Source organism: Vibrio kagoshimensis (genome assembly GCF_050337535.1).
Classification (GTDB): Bacteria; Pseudomonadota; Gammaproteobacteria; order Enterobacterales; family Vibrionaceae; genus Vibrio; species Vibrio gallaecicus.
On record NZ_JAKJSZ010000002.1, the window covers coordinates 311,875 to 329,305 of the forward strand.

At 42.8% G+C, this 17,431-nt stretch carries 15 protein-coding genes and 4 tRNA genes; 1 reads left to right on the plus strand and 18 read right to left on the minus strand.

Annotated elements, in window-relative coordinates; all coding sequences use genetic code 11:
• Positions 1–92: 92 nt before the first annotated feature.
• The 9 genes from L4C37_RS01555 to pncC form a co-directional block, all read right to left on the minus strand.
• Positions 93–169, minus strand: a tRNA-Arg gene (locus L4C37_RS01555).
• Positions 170–258: 89 nt separating this feature from the next.
• Positions 259–351, minus strand: a tRNA-Ser gene (locus L4C37_RS01560).
• Between the two features lie 39 nt (positions 352–390).
• Positions 391–467, minus strand: a tRNA-Arg gene (locus L4C37_RS01565).
• 46 nt (positions 468–513) lie between these two features.
• A tRNA-Ser gene (locus tag L4C37_RS01570) sits at positions 514–606 on the minus strand.
• 308 nt (positions 607–914) lie between these two features.
• Positions 915–1,112, minus strand: coding sequence for a carbon storage regulator CsrA (csrA, locus tag L4C37_RS01575; protein WP_009847619.1), 198 nt, complete (start codon positions 1,110–1,112; stop codon positions 915–917).
• 93 nt (positions 1,113–1,205) lie between these two features.
• Positions 1,206–2,387 (minus strand): aspartate kinase, encoded by a 1,182-nt coding sequence (locus L4C37_RS01580; RefSeq protein WP_429767694.1) that lies wholly within the window; start codon positions 2,385–2,387, stop codon positions 1,206–1,208.
• Between the two features lie 220 nt (positions 2,388–2,607).
• Positions 2,608–5,190 carry an alanine--tRNA ligase gene (alaS, locus tag L4C37_RS01585; protein ID WP_429767695.1) on the minus strand — a complete coding sequence of 861 codons (2,583 nt, stop codon included), beginning with the start codon at positions 5,188–5,190 and terminating at the stop codon, positions 2,608–2,610.
• 177 nt (positions 5,191–5,367) lie between these two features.
• On the minus strand, positions 5,368–6,405 hold the full coding sequence (recA, locus tag L4C37_RS01590) for a recombinase RecA (protein ID WP_137373359.1): 1,038 nt from the start codon (positions 6,403–6,405) through the stop codon (positions 5,368–5,370).
• A 179-nt stretch (positions 6,406–6,584) separates the two neighbouring features.
• Positions 6,585–7,076, minus strand: a complete 492-nt coding sequence (gene pncC / locus L4C37_RS01595) for a nicotinamide-nucleotide amidase (protein ID WP_273295806.1) — start codon at positions 7,074–7,076, stop codon at positions 6,585–6,587.
• Between the two features lie 134 nt (positions 7,077–7,210).
• On the opposite strand from pncC, the gene mutS reads away from it, so the two are divergent.
• Positions 7,211–9,772 carry a DNA mismatch repair protein MutS gene (gene mutS / locus L4C37_RS01600; protein WP_429767696.1) on the plus strand — a complete coding sequence of 854 codons (2,562 nt, stop codon included), beginning with the start codon at positions 7,211–7,213 and terminating at the stop codon, positions 9,770–9,772.
• Positions 9,773–9,864: 92 nt separating this feature from the next.
• Here the strand turns inward: mutS and rpoS are convergent, their stop codons facing one another.
• The 9 genes from rpoS to eno all read right to left on the minus strand — a co-directional run bounded on the left by rpoS (position 9,865) and on the right by eno (position 17,351).
• Entirely contained in the window at positions 9,865–10,848 is a 984-nt protein-coding gene (gene rpoS, locus L4C37_RS01605) for an RNA polymerase sigma factor RpoS (protein WP_137373356.1), read from the minus strand.
• Positions 10,849–10,943: 95 nt separating this feature from the next.
• Positions 10,944–11,882, minus strand: coding sequence for a peptidoglycan DD-metalloendopeptidase family protein (locus L4C37_RS01610; protein ID WP_429767697.1), 939 nt, complete (start codon positions 11,880–11,882; stop codon positions 10,944–10,946).
• Between the two features lie 36 nt (positions 11,883–11,918).
• Positions 11,919–12,545, minus strand: coding sequence for a protein-L-isoaspartate(D-aspartate) O-methyltransferase (locus tag L4C37_RS01615; RefSeq protein WP_429767698.1), 627 nt, complete (start codon positions 12,543–12,545; stop codon positions 11,919–11,921).
• Positions 12,546–13,289 carry a 5'/3'-nucleotidase SurE gene (gene surE, locus L4C37_RS01620; RefSeq protein WP_429767699.1) on the minus strand — a complete coding sequence of 248 codons (744 nt, stop codon included), beginning with the start codon at positions 13,287–13,289 and terminating at the stop codon, positions 12,546–12,548.
• A gap of 38 nt (positions 13,290–13,327) precedes the next feature.
• A complete protein-coding gene (gene truD, locus L4C37_RS01625; RefSeq protein WP_429767700.1) occupies positions 13,328–14,374 on the minus strand; it encodes a tRNA pseudouridine(13) synthase TruD in 1,047 nt (348 codons plus the stop codon).
• Positions 14,375–14,396: 22 nt separating this feature from the next.
• Positions 14,397–14,876, minus strand: a complete 480-nt coding sequence (gene ispF, locus L4C37_RS01630) for a 2-C-methyl-D-erythritol 2,4-cyclodiphosphate synthase (RefSeq protein WP_137373615.1) — start codon at positions 14,874–14,876, stop codon at positions 14,397–14,399.
• A 2-nt stretch (positions 14,877–14,878) separates the two neighbouring features.
• Positions 14,879–15,580: a 2-C-methyl-D-erythritol 4-phosphate cytidylyltransferase gene (gene ispD / locus L4C37_RS01635; RefSeq protein WP_429767701.1), complete on the minus strand. Its 702-nt coding sequence runs from the start codon at positions 15,578–15,580 to the stop codon at positions 14,879–14,881.
• A complete protein-coding gene (gene ftsB / locus L4C37_RS01640; RefSeq protein ID WP_137373350.1) occupies positions 15,580–15,861 on the minus strand; it encodes a cell division protein FtsB in 282 nt (93 codons plus the stop codon). The genes ispD and ftsB overlap by 1 nt, the downstream gene beginning before the upstream one ends.
• 191 nt (positions 15,862–16,052) lie before the next feature.
• Entirely contained in the window at positions 16,053–17,351 is a 1,299-nt protein-coding gene (eno, locus tag L4C37_RS01645) for a phosphopyruvate hydratase (RefSeq protein ID WP_137373349.1), read from the minus strand.
• Positions 17,352–17,431 lie beyond the last annotated feature (80 nt).

The following is a 17,431-nucleotide window of genomic DNA, read 5'->3' on the forward strand; positions in this document are numbered from 1 at the left end:
TTTAGTATCACTTCGTTGTTAACAGCAATTTGTTGTAAACAACAATTCAATACAAGGGTTTTCATTCTTATAAAAAAGAAACCCTTAAATAGTGGCGCGTCCTGGAGGATTCGAACCTCCGACCGCCTGGTTCGTAGCCAGGTACTCTATCCAGCTGAGCTAAGGACGCACGGTGTTCATTCATTGAGAATGAAGTTGTGAAACATATCACACTCTTCTTGCTATGAAGAAAAAAAAAGGCCATCGGCCTATAATGAATGGCGGTGAGGGAGGGATTCGAACCCTCGATGCGGCTACAAACCACATACTCCCTTAGCAGGGGAGCGCCTTCGGCCACTCGGCCACCTCACCTAATTCATTATTCTCAAGCTACTTAAAGTAAAAAGAGAATGGCGCGCTCTGGAGGATTCGAACCTCCGACCGCCTGGTTCGTAGCCAGGTACTCTATCCAGCTGAGCTAAGAGCGCACATTGTTACTTCTGTGTTTGTGTGCAAATTCAAACGTGCAAGAAATGGCGGTGAGGGAGGGATTCGAACCCTCGATGCGGCTACAAACCACATACTCCCTTAGCAGGGGAGCGCCTTCGGCCTCTCGGCCACCTCACCGTCTTGCGGAGGCACATATTACGTTTTACCGAAAATATGTCAAACATTTTATTTCAAAAAACTGCCTAAAATCGACTGAGTGTTGCAAAATCAATCAAAGCGATTGTAAATTAAACTTTAATCACTATAAAAACGTTTTTTTCTTAAAAATGAATGAGAAGAACACGCTATCAAAATTTAAAAAATTCTGACATTTACCTCTCTCAGTTCTTCCGGGTACTGTTATATCAGAGTTAAGCTGTTCTTAACAATCGAAATCATCAAAAAAGGCTAGCAAAATGCTAGCCTCTTCTTTCACGCAGAAAGTATTAGTAGTTGCCAGGTGCAACGTTACCATTACCTTTTTCAGCTTGAATGCGCATATAGATCTCTTCACGGTGAACAGATACTTCTTTAGGTGCATTTACACCGATACGTACTTGGTTGCCTTTAACGCCCAGTACAGTAACTGTCACTTCATCACCAATCATTAGTGTTTCGCCAACACGGCGAGTCAAAATTAGCATTCTTTGCTCCTTGAGTAATTCTCTAAATTTATCTAGCTACGCGGGCATTATCCAACAAAAGTTATATTTTCGTAAACTATCTATTTAGTTTATTTAACCAAAATGCACTTCTTTTTGAATATGACTGCTCTCTCCGCATGCTGTAATGTATGCATCATGTAGTATGTTAGCCGCTGTATCAACTTGAGTTGGCGATAGCACCAACATTAAAGATTGTTGTGCGAGAGAGTAATGACGTATATCAATATCATTCTTAGACAACAACTCCTGAGAGCTGACCACAATTCCTTGCGCTCGATTACCTACTACAGTCAACAAGCTAACCTGTTCACTATTACGGATTTTCTCATCAAAAACTAGCTTTAATTTTAGACCTGCGTCTTGTTTAATGAGAATCGCTACTCTTTCTGTTTCCTCGATCACACTCCAAACTTCAATACCAAGTAATTGGCACTGTCTTAGCAGTGTATCAAGGTCTGTGGGCAAGCATTCCAATTCCAACATGCCATCTTGAATGGCGATTCCCGTGATCTCATTCAAACAGTCATTACCCGCAATAAGAGTTCCCTCGCCTTCTTCAAAGCTCGAAAGCACTCTCAATGGTACATTGTGTCGCCACGCATGCTGAACACATGGAAGGTGCAAAACCTTAGCGCCTCTGCGAGCCATTTCTTCCATAGAAGGAAAGTCTAAGGTATCTAATTTCTTAGATTGCTTAACGACTCTAGGGTCGCAGGAATATACACCATCAACATCGGTATATATCTGACACTCTTTCGCTTGAAGCGCGCCCGCTAATGCAACAGCCGTGGTGTCTGAACCACCTCGCCCTAAGGTTGTGATATCACCTTTCGCGTTAACGCCTTGAAAACCTGCAACAATGACAATCTGATCATCATCTAACAGCGCTTTAATAGGAGCGGTATCAATACGCTCAATCGTCGCATTATTATGATTAGAATCGGTGTGTATCTTGGCTTGATAGCCAGTCATCGATGTCGCTTCATAACCCAACTTGTGCAACGTCATCGCTAACAAAGCCATGGAAACTTGTTCTCCAGCCGTTAACAGCACATCCAACTCTCTAGCATTTGGGACGCTATCAACTTGTGAAGCTAAGTTAACTAACCGATTTGTTTCACCTGACATAGCAGAAACGACAACCAGGATCTGGTTCCCTTCATTTTTCGCTTCAATGATTTTTTCTGCTACATGATGGATTCGTTCTATTGAACCCACCGACGTTCCACCAAATTTCTGCACGATAAGAGGCATTTTCACCCTTCCTCACCTTCCCAAGACCAATGTCTATATATGACAAAAAAACACACACTCCGCGTCATGGCGAAGCAATAAAAAATTAACCAAGGAGTCTAACGTTACCATTAGACTTCTTGGTTAATCTCAATCAAACCTTTTTCAGACGCTCTTCCATTAGGCAAAATAAAAGATGCCCAATCAGTTGATTGGGCATCTTTGTATCAATTACTTAAGCTTAAAGACGCTCTTCTAGCCAAATACGTACCGATTTAAGCGCTTCAGGTAGTGCTTCAACGTCTGTACCACCCGCTTGAGCCATATCTGGACGACCACCGCCTTTACCGCCAACTTGCTCAGCAACCATCTTAACGAGGTCACCGGCTTTTACTTTGCCGATAAGGTCTTTGGTTACGCCAGCAATTAAGCCAACTTTACCGTCTGCTACGTTCGCAATCAGGATGATGCCGCTACCCACTTGGTTTTTAGCATTATCAACCATAGTTCGTAGGTTCTTGTTGTCTGCGCCTTCAATTGCAGCAACCAGAACTTTAGTACCTGAGATGTCTTCCACTTTACCCATGATGTTTGCGCCTTCAGCTGCAGCCATCTTTTCTTTAAGTAGTTGGATTTCTTTCTCTAGCGACTTCGCTTTCTTAGCTGATTCAGCCAATTTCTCTTCGTAAGCGTTATTCTGAGCATCAACTGCATCTAGAGCAGCTTCACCCGTTACCGCTTCAATACGACGAATACCCGCAGCAATACCACCTTCAGAAGTGATCTTGAATAGACCGATATCACCCGTGTTGCTCGCGTGGATACCACCACAAAGCTCAGTAGAGAAATCGCCCATAGAAAGAACGCGAACTTCATCATCGTACTTCTCGCCAAACAGTGCCATCGCACCTTTTTCTTTCGCTGACTCGATGTCCATGATGTTCGTTTCAATCACATGATTCTTACGAACTTGTGCGTTAACTAGACGCTCTACTTCTTTAATCTGTGCTGGTGTTACCGCTTCAAGGTTAGAGAAGTCAAAACGTAGGTTGTCTGGCTTAACTAAAGAACCTTTCTGAGCAACGTGCTCACCTAGCACTTCGCGCAATGCAGAGTGAAGTAAGTGAGTTGCAGAGTGATTCAGTGAGATAGCAGCACGACGCTCAGCATCAACGCGCGCTTCTACTTTATCGCCTTGAGCAAATACGCCTTCAACTAGCTCACCGTGGTGTGCAAATGCATTACCTAGCTTCTGAGTGTCTTGTACTTTGAATAGACCCGACGCAGTGCTTAGCGTACCCGCGTCACCACATTGACCGCCTGATTCAGCGTAGAATGGTGTCTCTTCAAGGATGATGATTGCTTTGTCGCCAGCCGATAGTGAAGATACTTCTTCGCCGTCAACGAATAACGCAGAAATTTCACCCGCACCTTCAGTACCTGTGTAACCACAGAATTCAGTGTTAGTGTCTACTTTGATCGTTGCGTTGTAATCAGTACCGAACTGACCCGCTTCACGTGCACGCTTACGCTGCGCTTCCATCGCCTTCTCAAAGCCTGCTTCATCGATAGTAAAGTCGCGTTCACGAGCTACATCATTAGTAAGGTCAGCTGGGAAGCCGTATGTATCGTAAAGTTTGAAGACTGTTTCACCGTCAAGTTCTTTGCCTTCAAGTGCGTCTAATGCGTCGTTCAGGATAACCATGCCGCGCTCTAGCGTGCGACCAAAGTTCTCTTCTTCGATGCGAAGTACTTTTTCAACAAGCTCTTGCTGTTTCTTAAGCTCTTCAGCCGCAGAACCCATCACTTCAGCCAGTACACCCACAAGTTTGTGGAAGAACACGCCTTGTGCACCAATCTTGTTACCATGACGAACTGCACGACGAATAATACGACGTAGAACGTAGCCACGACCTTCGTTTGAAGGCATTACGCCATCAGCGATTAGGAATGAACAAGAACGGATGTGGTCAGCAATAACACGCAGCGATTGGTTAGATAGGTCGTCGTGACCCACTACTTCTGCTGTCGCTTTGATTAGCTTTTGGAATACATCAATTTCGTAGTTAGAGTGAACGCCCTGCATAATTGCAGAGATACGCTCAATACCCATACCAGTATCTACAGCAGGCTTAGGTAGCGGTTCCATAGTGCCGTCAGCGTGACGGTTGAACTGCATGAATACGTTGTTCCAAATCTCGATGAAACGGTCACCATCTTCTTCAGGTGTACCAGGACGGCCGCCCCAGATGTGTTCACCGTGATCGTAGAAGATTTCAGTACATGGACCACAAGGACCTGTGTCACCCATTGTCCAGAAGTTATCAGATTCAAACTTCTTGCCGCCTTCTTTGTCGCCGATGCGAACAATCTTGTCAGCTGGGATGCCCACTTTCTTGTTCCAGATATCGAATGCTTCGTCATCTGTCTCGTAAACCGTTACTAACAGACGATCTTTTGGCAGACCGAGCGTTTCAGTCAGGAATTCCCAAGCAAACCCAATCGCTTCTTCTTTGAAGTAATCACCAAAGCTGAAGTTACCTAGCATTTCGAAGAATGTATGGTGACGAGCCGTGAAACCTACGTTTTCAAGGTCATTGTGTTTACCACCCGCACGTACACAACGCTGAGCCGTAGTTGCTCGAGTGTAGGCACGTTTTTCGGCGCCTAAGAAGCAATCTTTGAATTGGTTCATACCTGCGTTAGTAAATAGCAGGGTTGGATCGTTATGTGGAACTAACGATGAACTGTCTACGATTTGGTGTTCTTTGCTCTCAAAGAACTTAAGGAACGCGTTGCGAACCTCATCAGTGCTCATGTACATGCAGCTCTTCCTGAAAATAGTCGAGTTAGAATTTTGCCGTATTGTAGAACATGGTTAAGGCGTAGACTAGTTTTCTTGTGTAAATTCCCCGAAATCCCACATAAATACTGCAAATACAACAAAGCCCCGCAATGCGAGGCTTTTAATTTGATCTTTCAGAAAAGCTTAGTCTAGTGCTTATAGCTCTTCTTGAGGCTCTTCTTCAGAACCAGCTTCTTCAAGAACAGCAGGTGTAAGTAGTAGCTCACGTAATTTAGTATCAATTTCTAAAGCAATTGTTGGGTTTTCACGAAGGTACTTACAAGAGTTAGACTTACCTTGACCAATCTTATCGCCATTGTAGCTGTACCAAGCACCCGCTTTATCTACAAGCTTGTTCTTAACACCTAAATCAATCAGCTCACCTTCACGGTTAAAGCCTTGACCATACAAAATTTGAGTTTCAGCTTGCTTAAATGGCGCTGCAATTTTGTTTTTAACGACTTTGATACGAGTTTCGTTACCAACGATCTCGTCACCTTCTTTGATAGAACCTGTGCGGCGAATATCAAGACGAACAGACGCGTAGAATTTAAGTGCGTTACCACCCGTTGTGGTTTCAGGGTTACCAAACATTACACCAATTTTCATACGAATTTGGTTAATGAAAATAGCCATACAGTTAGATTGCTTCAGGTTACCTGTTAACTTACGCATTGCTTGAGACAGCATACGAGCTTGAAGACCCATGTGGCTATCACCCATTTCGCCTTCAATTTCAGCTTTTGGAGTCAATGCAGCAACTGAGTCAATAACTAAAACGTCAATAGCGCCAGAACGAGCAAGTGCATCACAGATTTCTAGAGCTTGTTCGCCAGTATCAGGTTGAGATACAAGTAAAGCATCAATATCTACACCAAGTTTTTGAGCGTAGATTGGGTCTAGAGCGTGCTCAGCATCAACGAATGCACATGTCTTACCGACTTTCTGTGCAGCGGCGATAAGCTCAAGAGTCAACGTTGTTTTACCTGATGATTCAGGTCCGTAAACTTCAACAATACGACCCATAGGTAAACCACCAGCACCTAGAGCAACATCAAGAGATAGTGAACCAGTAGAGATTGTTTCTACATCCATTGTGCGGTTATCACCTAGACGCATGATCGAACCTTTACCAAATTGCTTTTCAATTTGTCCAAGAGCTGCGGCTAACGCTTTTTGTTTATTCTCGTCCATTACTATCTCCACGTGATCCGCTTGTTCGTCAAGCGATCTAGAATCTGTTTCAACCCTATATAAGGGCGGCTAATTGGTAGTTATTATACTGTTGATTCATACAGTGTCCATACCTGTATGAAAACTTTTTGTTTAATTCGTTATCAAATTAGTACAAAGCTAAGCACAGCAATGAGTTACTAACGAGTTTCTGATAGGTAATCATAAATAACTTGAAGTGCATATTGAGTCGCCTGTTCACGCACTTGTGATCTGTCTCCAGTAAAATGGCGCGTTTCAACTTTCTTCCACTCAATAGAATCTGCCCAAGCAAAGCATACGGTGCCTACTGGTTTTTCTTTGCTTCCCCCGCCAGGACCAGCAATACCACTTACTGAAACTCCCAATGTCGCATTAGAGTTATGTAGAGCGCCTTCAACCATCTCTTCAACAACCGCTTCACTTACCGCTCCATTCGCCTCTAATGTCGACAGCCTCACCCCGATCATTTCTTGCTTTGCTTCATTGCTATAAGTAATAAAAGCTCGATCAAACCAGGCCGAACTCCCAGCTATATCTGTAATAGCAGCAGCGATAGCTCCACCAGTACAAGACTCAGCCGTAACAAGTACATGCTTTTGTTCAAATAACTGATGACCTAACTGTTCACTAAGCGTTTGATTTACTGACATGCTTACCTTCCTACTTTCTTGTATACAACTCGATTGTTTCAGCTCGATTTAGAACTTTTCGCCAGAGCGTCTTTTCGCATCAATAGCTTTCACGTATCCTAAGCCGCAATAGAAACAAACGAAAGAAGTTAACTGTGAAAGCCGATCAAAAACACACTCCCATGATGCAGCAATATTTAAAGTTGAAAGCAGAAAACCCAGAGATTTTGCTCTTCTATCGCATGGGAGATTTCTACGAGCTTTTCTATGATGACGCAAAGAAAGCCTCTCAACTGTTAGATATATCGTTAACTAAGCGAGGCTCTTCAAATGGTGAACCTATTCCTATGGCTGGTGTTCCATACCATGCCGTAGAAGGCTACCTAGCAAAACTCGTGCAACTCGGTGAATCAGTAGCAATATGCGAACAAATCGGCAACCCTGCTACATCAAAAGGTCCTGTTGAACGCGCTGTTGTCCGTATCGTTACACCAGGAACGGTAACTGATGAAGCACTTCTTTCTGAACGTGTAGATAACTTGATTGCCGCTATTTATCATCATAAAGGTAAGTTTGGCTACGCAACCCTTGATATTACTTCTGGTCGATTCCAACTTTCAGAACCTGAAACTTCTGAAGCAATGGCTGCTGAACTGCAAAGAACTTCCCCTCGAGAATTATTATTCCCCGAAGATTTCGAACCTGTAGATCTCATGGCAAGTCGAAATGGTAATCGCCGTCGCCCAGTATGGGAATTTGAGTTAGATACCGCGAAGCAACAACTGAATCAACAGTTTGGAACTCGCGATCTTGTTGGCTTTGGTGTCGAGAAAGCTCACCTTGGTCTTTGCGCTGCAGGTTGTCTCATTCAATACGTTAAAGATACACAACGTACTGCGCTTCCGCACATTCGCTCTCTAACATTTGATCGCCAAGATCACTCTGTCATTCTAGATGCTGCAACTCGTCGTAACCTTGAAATTACACAGAATTTATCGGGCGGTTTTGACAACACCCTTGCTGAAGTACTTGACCATACAGCAACTCCTATGGGCAGCCGCATGCTCAAGCGCTGGTTACATCAACCAATGCGCAATCTTGAAGCGTTAAATCAGCGACTTGATGCCATCACTGAATTGAAAGATCTTTCTTTATTTTTAGACTTACAACCAACGCTCAAACAAATCGGTGATATTGAGCGTATTCTTGCTCGCCTTGCCCTGCGCTCTGCTCGACCACGAGATATGGCTCGACTGCGTCAAGCTATGGAATATTTGCCTGAACTTGCCGATACATTACAACCGCTTCAGCACTCTTACTTAACTCAACTCACAGAATATGCAGCTCCGTTGCATGAAGTGTCTGAACTTCTAGAAAGAGCAATCAAGCAAAACCCGCCAGTAGTTATCCGTGACGGCGGTGTGATCGCAGAAGGCTACAACGCAGAATTAGATGAATGGCGCAGCCTAGCAGCTGGTGCTACCGAGTTCTTAGATAAATTAGAGCAGGAAGAACGCGAACGCCACGGCATTGATACTCTAAAAGTAGGTTTCAACAATGTTCATGGTTTCTTCATTCAAGTGAGTCGTGGACAAAGTCACCTAGTCCCACCTCATTACGTTCGCCGTCAAACCTTAAAAAATGCAGAACGATACATCATTCCAGAGCTCAAAGAGCACGAAGATAAAGTTCTGAGTTCAAAATCTAAAGCATTAGCCATTGAGAAACAGTTATGGGAAGAATTATTTGACCTTCTTCTGCCACATTTAGAGCGCTTACAGAATATTGCTTCTGCGATTTCACAGCTTGATGTTCTTCAAAATATGGCAGAGCGTGCAGATACATTGGATTACTGCCGCCCAATATTGAAAAAAGCGCCGAGCGTCCAAATACAAGGTGGTCGCCACCCAGTGGTAGAACAAGTTATGGATGAACCATTCATAGCTAACCCTATAGAACTGAATGAACAACGTAAAATGTTGATCATTACAGGTCCAAACATGGGTGGTAAGTCTACCTATATGCGTCAAACCGCTCTTATTGCATTAATGGCACATATTGGCTGTTACGTACCTGCAGAGTCAGCAACGATTGGCTCGATTGATCGTATATTCACCCGAATCGGCGCTTCTGATGATCTTGCTTTAGGTCGCTCAACTTTTATGGTGGAGATGACAGAAACCGCGAATATTCTTCATAATGCGACACCAAATAGCTTAGTCTTAATGGATGAAATTGGTCGTGGTACCAGTACTTATGACGGCTTATCTTTGGCGTGGGCAAGTGCGGAGTGGTTAGCCAATCAAATTGATGCCATGACTCTGTTTGCTACGCATTATTTCGAGCTAACGGAGCTGCCAAATCAACACCAAAAATTAGCCAATGTTCATCTAGATGCCGTAGAGCACGGCGATAGCATTGCCTTTATGCATGCAGTTCAAGAAGGTGCAGCAAGCAAATCTTACGGTCTCGCGGTTGCTGGGCTTGCCGGTGTGCCTAAAGCTGTAATAAAGAATGCTCGTAATAAGCTAACGCAGCTTGAGGCATTAGGTACTGACAACCTAACAAGTAAGTCAACAAACGTTGATATTGCTAATCAACTGAGCTTAATACCCGAACCAAGCGAAGTAGAGCAAGCTTTAGCAAACGTTGATCCTGATGATCTTACGCCTCGCCAAGCATTAGAGGAATTATATCGCTTGAAGAAACTACTTTAGCGTAATTATCGGTCATCTATTTATTACAAAAAAAGCACTAACTTGAGTTAGTGCTTTTATTTTATCTCTTAATAATATGATCCGTTAGCAGGTTAATCATTCTCAACATTAAATAGATTTTCCATACTAAGACCTTGTTTAATCAAAATCTCTCTTAAACGACGCAGCCCTTCAACTTGGATCTGGCGAACACGTTCACGTGTCAAACTGATCTCACGACCTACTTCTTCTAGAGTCGATGGCTCGTAGCCAAGTAAACCAAAACGTCTAGCTAGTACTTCTTTTTGTTTTGGATTCAGTTCATCTAACCAGTGAATCAGTGAGTTTTTAATGTCATTATCTTGTGTTGAAACTTCAGGATCTGAATTATTAATATCTGGGATAATATCAAGTAGAGCTTTTTCACCATCGCCACCAATAGGTGTATCTACGGAGCTTACTCGCTCATTTAGACGAAGCATCTTACTCACATCATCAACCGGCTTATCCAGTTTAGAAGCAATATCCTCAGCGGTTGGTTCATGATCAAGTTTTTGAGCTAGCTCTCGAGCTGTGCGTAAATAAATATTCAGCTCTTTGACGACATGAATAGGCAAACGAATTGTACGAGTCTGATTCATTAGGGCTCGTTCAATGGTTTGACGGATCCACCATGTGGCGTAAGTAGAAAAACGGAAACCTCGTTCGGGATCAAACTTCTCGACGGCACGAATTAAACCTAGGTTGCCTTCTTCAATAAGATCTAGTAATGCAAGACCACGGTTGCTATAACGGCGAGAGATTTTTACAACAAGTCGCAGATTACTTTCAATCATACGTTTACGTGCTGCTTCATCTCCGCGTAGAGCTCGTCGTGCATAAAGCACTTCTTCTTCCGCAGTTAAGAGTGGTGAGAAACCGATTTCGCCTAAATAAAGCTGTGTGGCGTCTAAATTTTTAGCGCTAACTTCAACTTCTTTTTCTTTAGCTTCAGTTTTTTTACTTTTGGGTTGATTGGCTTGTTCATTGCACTCCGATTCCATGGCTGCTTGATCAAGTGTGAATTCTTCTTTAACTACTGCACTGCTTATACTCATAACGCCTCCCCCTGGCGATATAGCATGACATTACAACTTAATATGCCGCTAAATGACTATTAAAGAATACAATACGTCATTGCAACGTATAGTATTTAAGGTAAATATCGTTTCGGATTAACCGATTTACCTTGATAGCGAATTTCAAAATGTAGCCTAACGCTACTAGAACCTGAGCTTCCCATTGTGGCAATTTTCTGCCCAGATTTAACATTTTGTCCTTCTGACACGAGTAGCTTGTCGTTATGCGCGTATGCACTTAAATAATTATCGTTATGTTTAACTATTACTAAGTTTCCATAACCTCGGAGTGCATTCCCCGAATAAACAACAGTGCCTCCTGCTGTTGAAATAATGGCTTGACCACGCTGTCCTGCGATATCAATTCCTTTATTCCCTTGTTCTCCTACAGAGAAGTTTTTAATCACTCTCCCTTTTGTTGGCCAAAGCCATTTCGATACTTTTTCGTTTTTTGGCTTGTTGGCAGTTGTAACATTTTGTTTACCTTTAGAACCAACATACTCCTTTGGTTTAGATTGTTCAACCTTCTTAGGTGAATCTTTTTTAACCACACTCACCGGAGGTTTCACAGGTTCTTTAACAGCTTGCTTACTTGGTGATGATGGTTTGGTAGTCGTTTTTTCTGTTGATTTAGAAGACGTTTTGGCTGTTACCGCTGGGGTGCTAGCACTAGGTACTACAACAGGAGCAACAACAACCGGGGCTGCTTTTCCATGGCTTGGAGCAACATAAGCTGGTCGCCACAACTTAAGCTTTTGACCAGGGTGGATAACATAAGGGGATTTAAGATTATTGAAACTAATTAGATCGTTTACATTCTTATTTGTGACGTACGCAATAAAGTATAAGGTATCGCCCTTCTCCACCTCATAGTAGCTACCTCTATAACTGCCTCTTGGAATAGAAGAATAATCCTTATTGAGTCCGGATACGGGAGCTGGTGACTGAGCCGCACACCCAACAAGTATGCAGCTTAATCCAATCAGAAGTCCTTTTCGAAAACCTAAACTCATTAACTTATCATCCAACCTTTAATATCAAATTCAGTACTATGCGAGCTCACCAGCAACCAATGGAACAAAGCGAACCATTTCAATTACCGTTGATAAGTATTCATCACCTTGTCGCACAATCTTTAGAAGCTGTTGCTCTTCATCACCAACAGGAATTAGCAAACGTCCGCCATCGGTTAACTGCTCTAGTAAAGCTTGAGGAATGGATTCAGCAGCAGCTGTCACAATAATCGCATCAAAAGGACCTTTGTGAGGCCAACCTTTCCAACCATCAGCATGCTTTGTTGATATGTTATAGAAATCAAGTTGCTTCAGCCTACGCTTTGCATCCCACTGCAAAGATTTAATTCGCTCTACGGAATACACGTGGTCGACGAGTTGAGCCAGTACAGCAGTTTGGTAGCCTGATCCGGTGCCAATTTCTAACACTCGGCTACTTTGCTGCAACTCAAGCAATTCAGTCATTCTTGCAACTATATATGGCTGAGAGATAGTTTGTCCCTGACCAATAGGAAGAGCATTATTATCGTAAGCTTGGTGGTACATAGCTTGGGATAAAAAGCTTTCTCTAGGCAGACGATAAATAGCATCCAATACTCTTTGATCTCGAATACCATTATCCACCAGAAAAGTAATTAAGCGTTCAGCTTGGGGATTGCTCACTTACTTACCTCCTAACCAATCAGCCATCACTCTCAGTGATTCGTGTGCTGTTAAATCAACTTGCAACGGTGTGATAGATACGAAGCCATTATCCACAGCGTAAAAATCTGTGCCTTTACCAGCGTCTTGTTGCTGCCCAGGAGGACCAAGCCAGTAAATATCATGACCTCTTGGATCTTTTTGCTTAATCATATCTTCAGAATGGTGACGAGCACCTAAGCGAGTCACTTGAGTTCCCATAAGGCTCTCCAAAGGGAGATCTGGAACGTTCACATTTAACAAACGATTAGTAGGAATCGGATTTTGTATGTGTTGCTCTACAATTTGCCTAGCAATAGTGGAAGCGGTTGTAAAATGGTGTTTACCTACAAGAGAAAAAGCAACCGACTGAACCCCTAAAAAATGCCCTTCCATTGCTGCAGCGACGGTGCCTGAATAAAGCACATCATCCCCAAGATTCGCTCCATGATTTATCCCAGTGAGGACTAAATCAGGCATATCATCTTTCAACAATTCATTTAACGCAAAATGAACGCAGTCTGTTGGTGTACCCTGTACTGAATATGTATCTTCAGAAATAGCTTGAACTCGTAATGGTTGCTCAAGCGTTAATGAATTCGATGCGCCAGACCGATTTCGGTCAGGCGCTACAATTACTATTTCAGCAAGATCACGTAACTCTTTAGCAAGCTCATGGATACCTTGAGCATGCACACCATCATCATTACTGAGTAAGATCTTCATTTAGTTTCCTTTCTCAACTTCAGCTATACCTCACTTCTTTAATCGAAGTGACGTTCTACATGAATTTCTTCAACTAACTCGCGAACAATCGCTGTAGCAAAGCAACCGGCATCTAATGAGAACTTCAATACCACATTATCCTCATTAACTTCCCAAGTAAGACCAGTAGGTTTAAGCGAGACTTCACGGCGATCATGACGCATACGATTACCACGAATCAATGCCATAAGATCAGGTTCAGAATCTAAATGTACTTGTTCGATCTCTAATGCTTTACCTTCTGTTGGTAGTGCGTTATCACCAGCTAAAGCAACCGTTAACTCAGAAGCACCTTGCTCAAGATCTTGGTTAATTGCGTCTTGGTTTTCTGTAGTGACTTTTAGATGATTATTAGCAGAAAAAACAATATCGCCCACCACTGCCTTATCAAATACACTTTTCTGAATTCGATCAGACAAAATTAGATTATAAATCCATGAGCGTGCAGCTGATAAATATAAGCTTCGCTTGTTCTGATTTCGAGTACGCACATTGTCACGCCCCCAACGACGAGCTTCAGATAAGTTATTACCTTCATTTCCAAAGCGCTGAGCACCAAAGTAGTTAGGGACACCAATCTTAGCCACTTTTTCCAAGCGACGAAGAACATCATCAGTATCTGTTACTTCAGACAAGGTCAATTCAAATTGGTTACCAATTAAATCACCAGGACGTAATTTTTTGTTGTGTCGAGCCGTCGCTAATATTTCAATACTTGGGTATTGCGCTAAAAATGCAGAGAAATCAGGTGTCTCACCTGTAGGCAAGTGAACACTTAACCATTGCTCTGTCACCGCATGTCGGTCTTTTAATCCAGCCCAGCTAACATCTTTCGATTTAACACCACAGGCCTTTGCAAGCTCATTTGCTACGAAGCTCGTGTTTTCACCAGTCTTGCGAATTCGAACCATTAAATGTTCACCGTTACCGGTAAACTCAAAACCTAAATCTTCGATTACAACAAAGTGTTCGGCTTTTGCTTTTAATTTTGCTTTAGCTGTTGGCTTGCCATTTAAGTAAGCCAATGAAGATAGAATATCTGGCATGCTGTTCTTTTCGTTGATGTGCTTATGCACTTTTAGTAATTAAGACAACCGCTTCACACGCGATGCCTTCTTTTCGGCCAGTAAAACCTAAGCGCTCTGTTGTTGTCGCTTTAACGTTTACATTTGTAATACTGGTTTCTAAATCTTCTGCAATAGCTTGACACATAGATTCAATATGTGGCGCCATTTTAGGAGCTTGAGCCATAATAGTCACATCGGCATTACCGATCACATATCCTTGCTCTTTTACTCGACGGTATACGTCTTTCAATAATTCTCGGCTATCTGCGCCCTTCCACTCATCATCAGTATCAGGAAAATGACGACCAATATCACCAGCAGCAATAGCACCAAGTAATGCATCACATAAAGCATGAAGAGCTACGTCACCATCAGAGTGAGCAATTAATCCTTGTTCATAAGGGATGCTGATACCACCAATGATAACTGGACCTTCTCCACCAAATTTATGCACGTCAAAGCCATGACCAATACGAATCATCATTATTCCTTATTTTTACTTAGATAAAACTCAGCCAGAGCAAGATCTTCAGGTTGAGTAATTTTAAAATTATCACTGCGCCCAATCACTAAAGCTGGTGATACCCCTTTCCATTCTAAAGCAGAAGCTTCATCGGTGATCTCTACTTCTTGCTCAAGCGCTTCACTTAAAGCTGTATATAAGTCATCGGAGCGAAACATTTGAGGGGTCAGAGCATGCCATAAGTCAGCACGTTCAACAGTTTGTTTGATCATACCGTTCATACCGCGCTTCATTGTATCTCGAACTGGCGCTGCAAGAATAGCTCCAACAGGATGAGAACGAGCTGAATCAATCAACTTATCAATATCAGCCGAAGATAAGCAAGGTCTTGCTGCGTCATGAACCATAACCCAACCACTTTTTTTCTGCTCATTAAGAAAATCCAAAGCAGAAAGCACCGAGTCAGCACGTTCTTTCCCGCCAGAAACCCTAATCACTCGCGAGTTTTGACTGATTGATAAATCCGAAAAGTACGGGTCACGGTCATCCACTGCAATCACAACACATTCAACCTGAGGGTGAGAAAGTAATTTAGCAACGGTATGTTCTAAAATTGTTTTACCATGAATCATTAAGTATTGCTTGGGGCGGTCAGCCTTCATTCGGCTCCCCACACCAGCAGCTGGTACAATGGCTACAACCTGGTCAACTTTAATAGACATCAGTTAGTTCCCTCGCCGATAATACGATAAAAGGTTTCGCCATCTTTAACCATTCCAAGTTCATGTCTTGCTCGTTCTTCAATCGCATCCAAGCCTTGGCTTAAATCATCAATTTCAGCAAACATTTCAGCATTACGGTTATGAAGTTTTTCATTTACTTGGCGCTGTATCTGAATTTCATTATTAACACTGTAATAGTCCGAAATACCATTTTTTCCTAGCCATAATGTGTATTGCAGCCAGCCCAATAACACTATGAGTACTAAAGCAAAAATTCGCATAACACCTTTCGCTGATTGAAAAAGAAGGGAACATTTATTAAGGCACATATATACCATAATGAGCAAAATGGTGCGAGAAGTGTGATGTAAGAGAAGCCTAGAGTTTCTGCCATTCACTTTTCTATAGACAAAAAAATGCCCCGCATTAGCAGGGCATTCAAAGCTTTAAGCTAATAATTCAAAGGTATGAATTATTGACCTTTAACTTCTTTAAGACCGTTGTAAGGAGCTTTAGAACCTAGAGCTTCTTCGATACGGATTAGTTGGTTGTACTTAGCAACACGGTCAGAACGGCTCATAGAACCAGTTTTGATTTGACCTGCAGCTGTACCTACCGCTAGATCAGCGATTGTTGCATCTTCAGTTTCGCCAGAACGGTGAGAGATTACTGCAGTGTAGCCAGCGTCTTTAGCCATCTTGATAGCAGCTAGAGTCTCTGTTAGAGAACCGATTTGGTTGAACTTGATAAGGATAGAGTTAGCTACGCCTTTCTCGATACCTTCAGCAAGAATCTTAGTGTTTGTAACGAACAGATCGTCACCAACGATTTGAAGCTTGTCACCTAGAAGTTCTGTTTGGTGCTTGAAGCCATCCCAATCAGACTCGTCAAGACCGTCTTCGATAGAAACGATTGGGAAGTTGTTCGCTAGCTCAGCTAGGTAGTGGTTGAACTCTACAGAAGTGAAAGTTTTACCTTCGCCCTTCATGTTGTAGATACCAGCTTCTTTGTCGAAGAACTCAGATGCTGCACAGTCCATAGCAAGAGTAACGTCTTTACCTAGTTCGTAACCAGCAGCTGCAACAGCTTCTGCGATAACTTCTAGAGCTTCAGCGTTAGACTTAAGGTTAGGAGCGAAACCACCTTCATCACCAACTGCAGTGCTGTAGCCTTTAGACTTAAGAACTTTAGCTAGGTTGTGGAATACTTCAGCACCTACACGTAGAGCTTCTTTAAGAGTTTTAGCACCAACTGGTTGGATCATGAACTCTTGGATGTCAACGTTGTTATCTGCGTGCTCACCACCGTTGATGATGTTCATCATTGGTAGAGGCATAGAGAATACGCCTGCAGTACCGTTTAGCTCAGCAATGTGCTCGTATAGAGGCATGCCTTTCGCAGCAGCAGCAGCTTTTGCGTTAGCTAGAGAAACAGCTAGGATAGCGTTCGCGCCAAACTTAGACTTGTTATCAGTACCGTCTAGGTCAAGCATGATTTGGTCAACGTCAGCTTGTGCTTTAGCATCAGTACCAACTAGAGCTTCAGCGATTGGGCCGTTTACAGCTTCAATTGCTTTAAGAACACCTTTACCTAGGAAACGTGATTTGTCGCCGTCACGTAGCTCAAGAGCTTCGCGAGAACCAGTAGATGCGCCAGATGGAGCAGCAGCCATACCTACGAAACCGCCTTCTAGGTGTACTTCAGCTTCTACTGTTGGGTTACCACGTGAATCGATGATTTCACGACCTAGAACTTTAACGATCTTAGACATTGAATGTTTCCTTCTCGTTGAATATATATAAATGTCAAAATTAAATAGCAGCAGTACAACTTATACTGCTGCTTGTATTC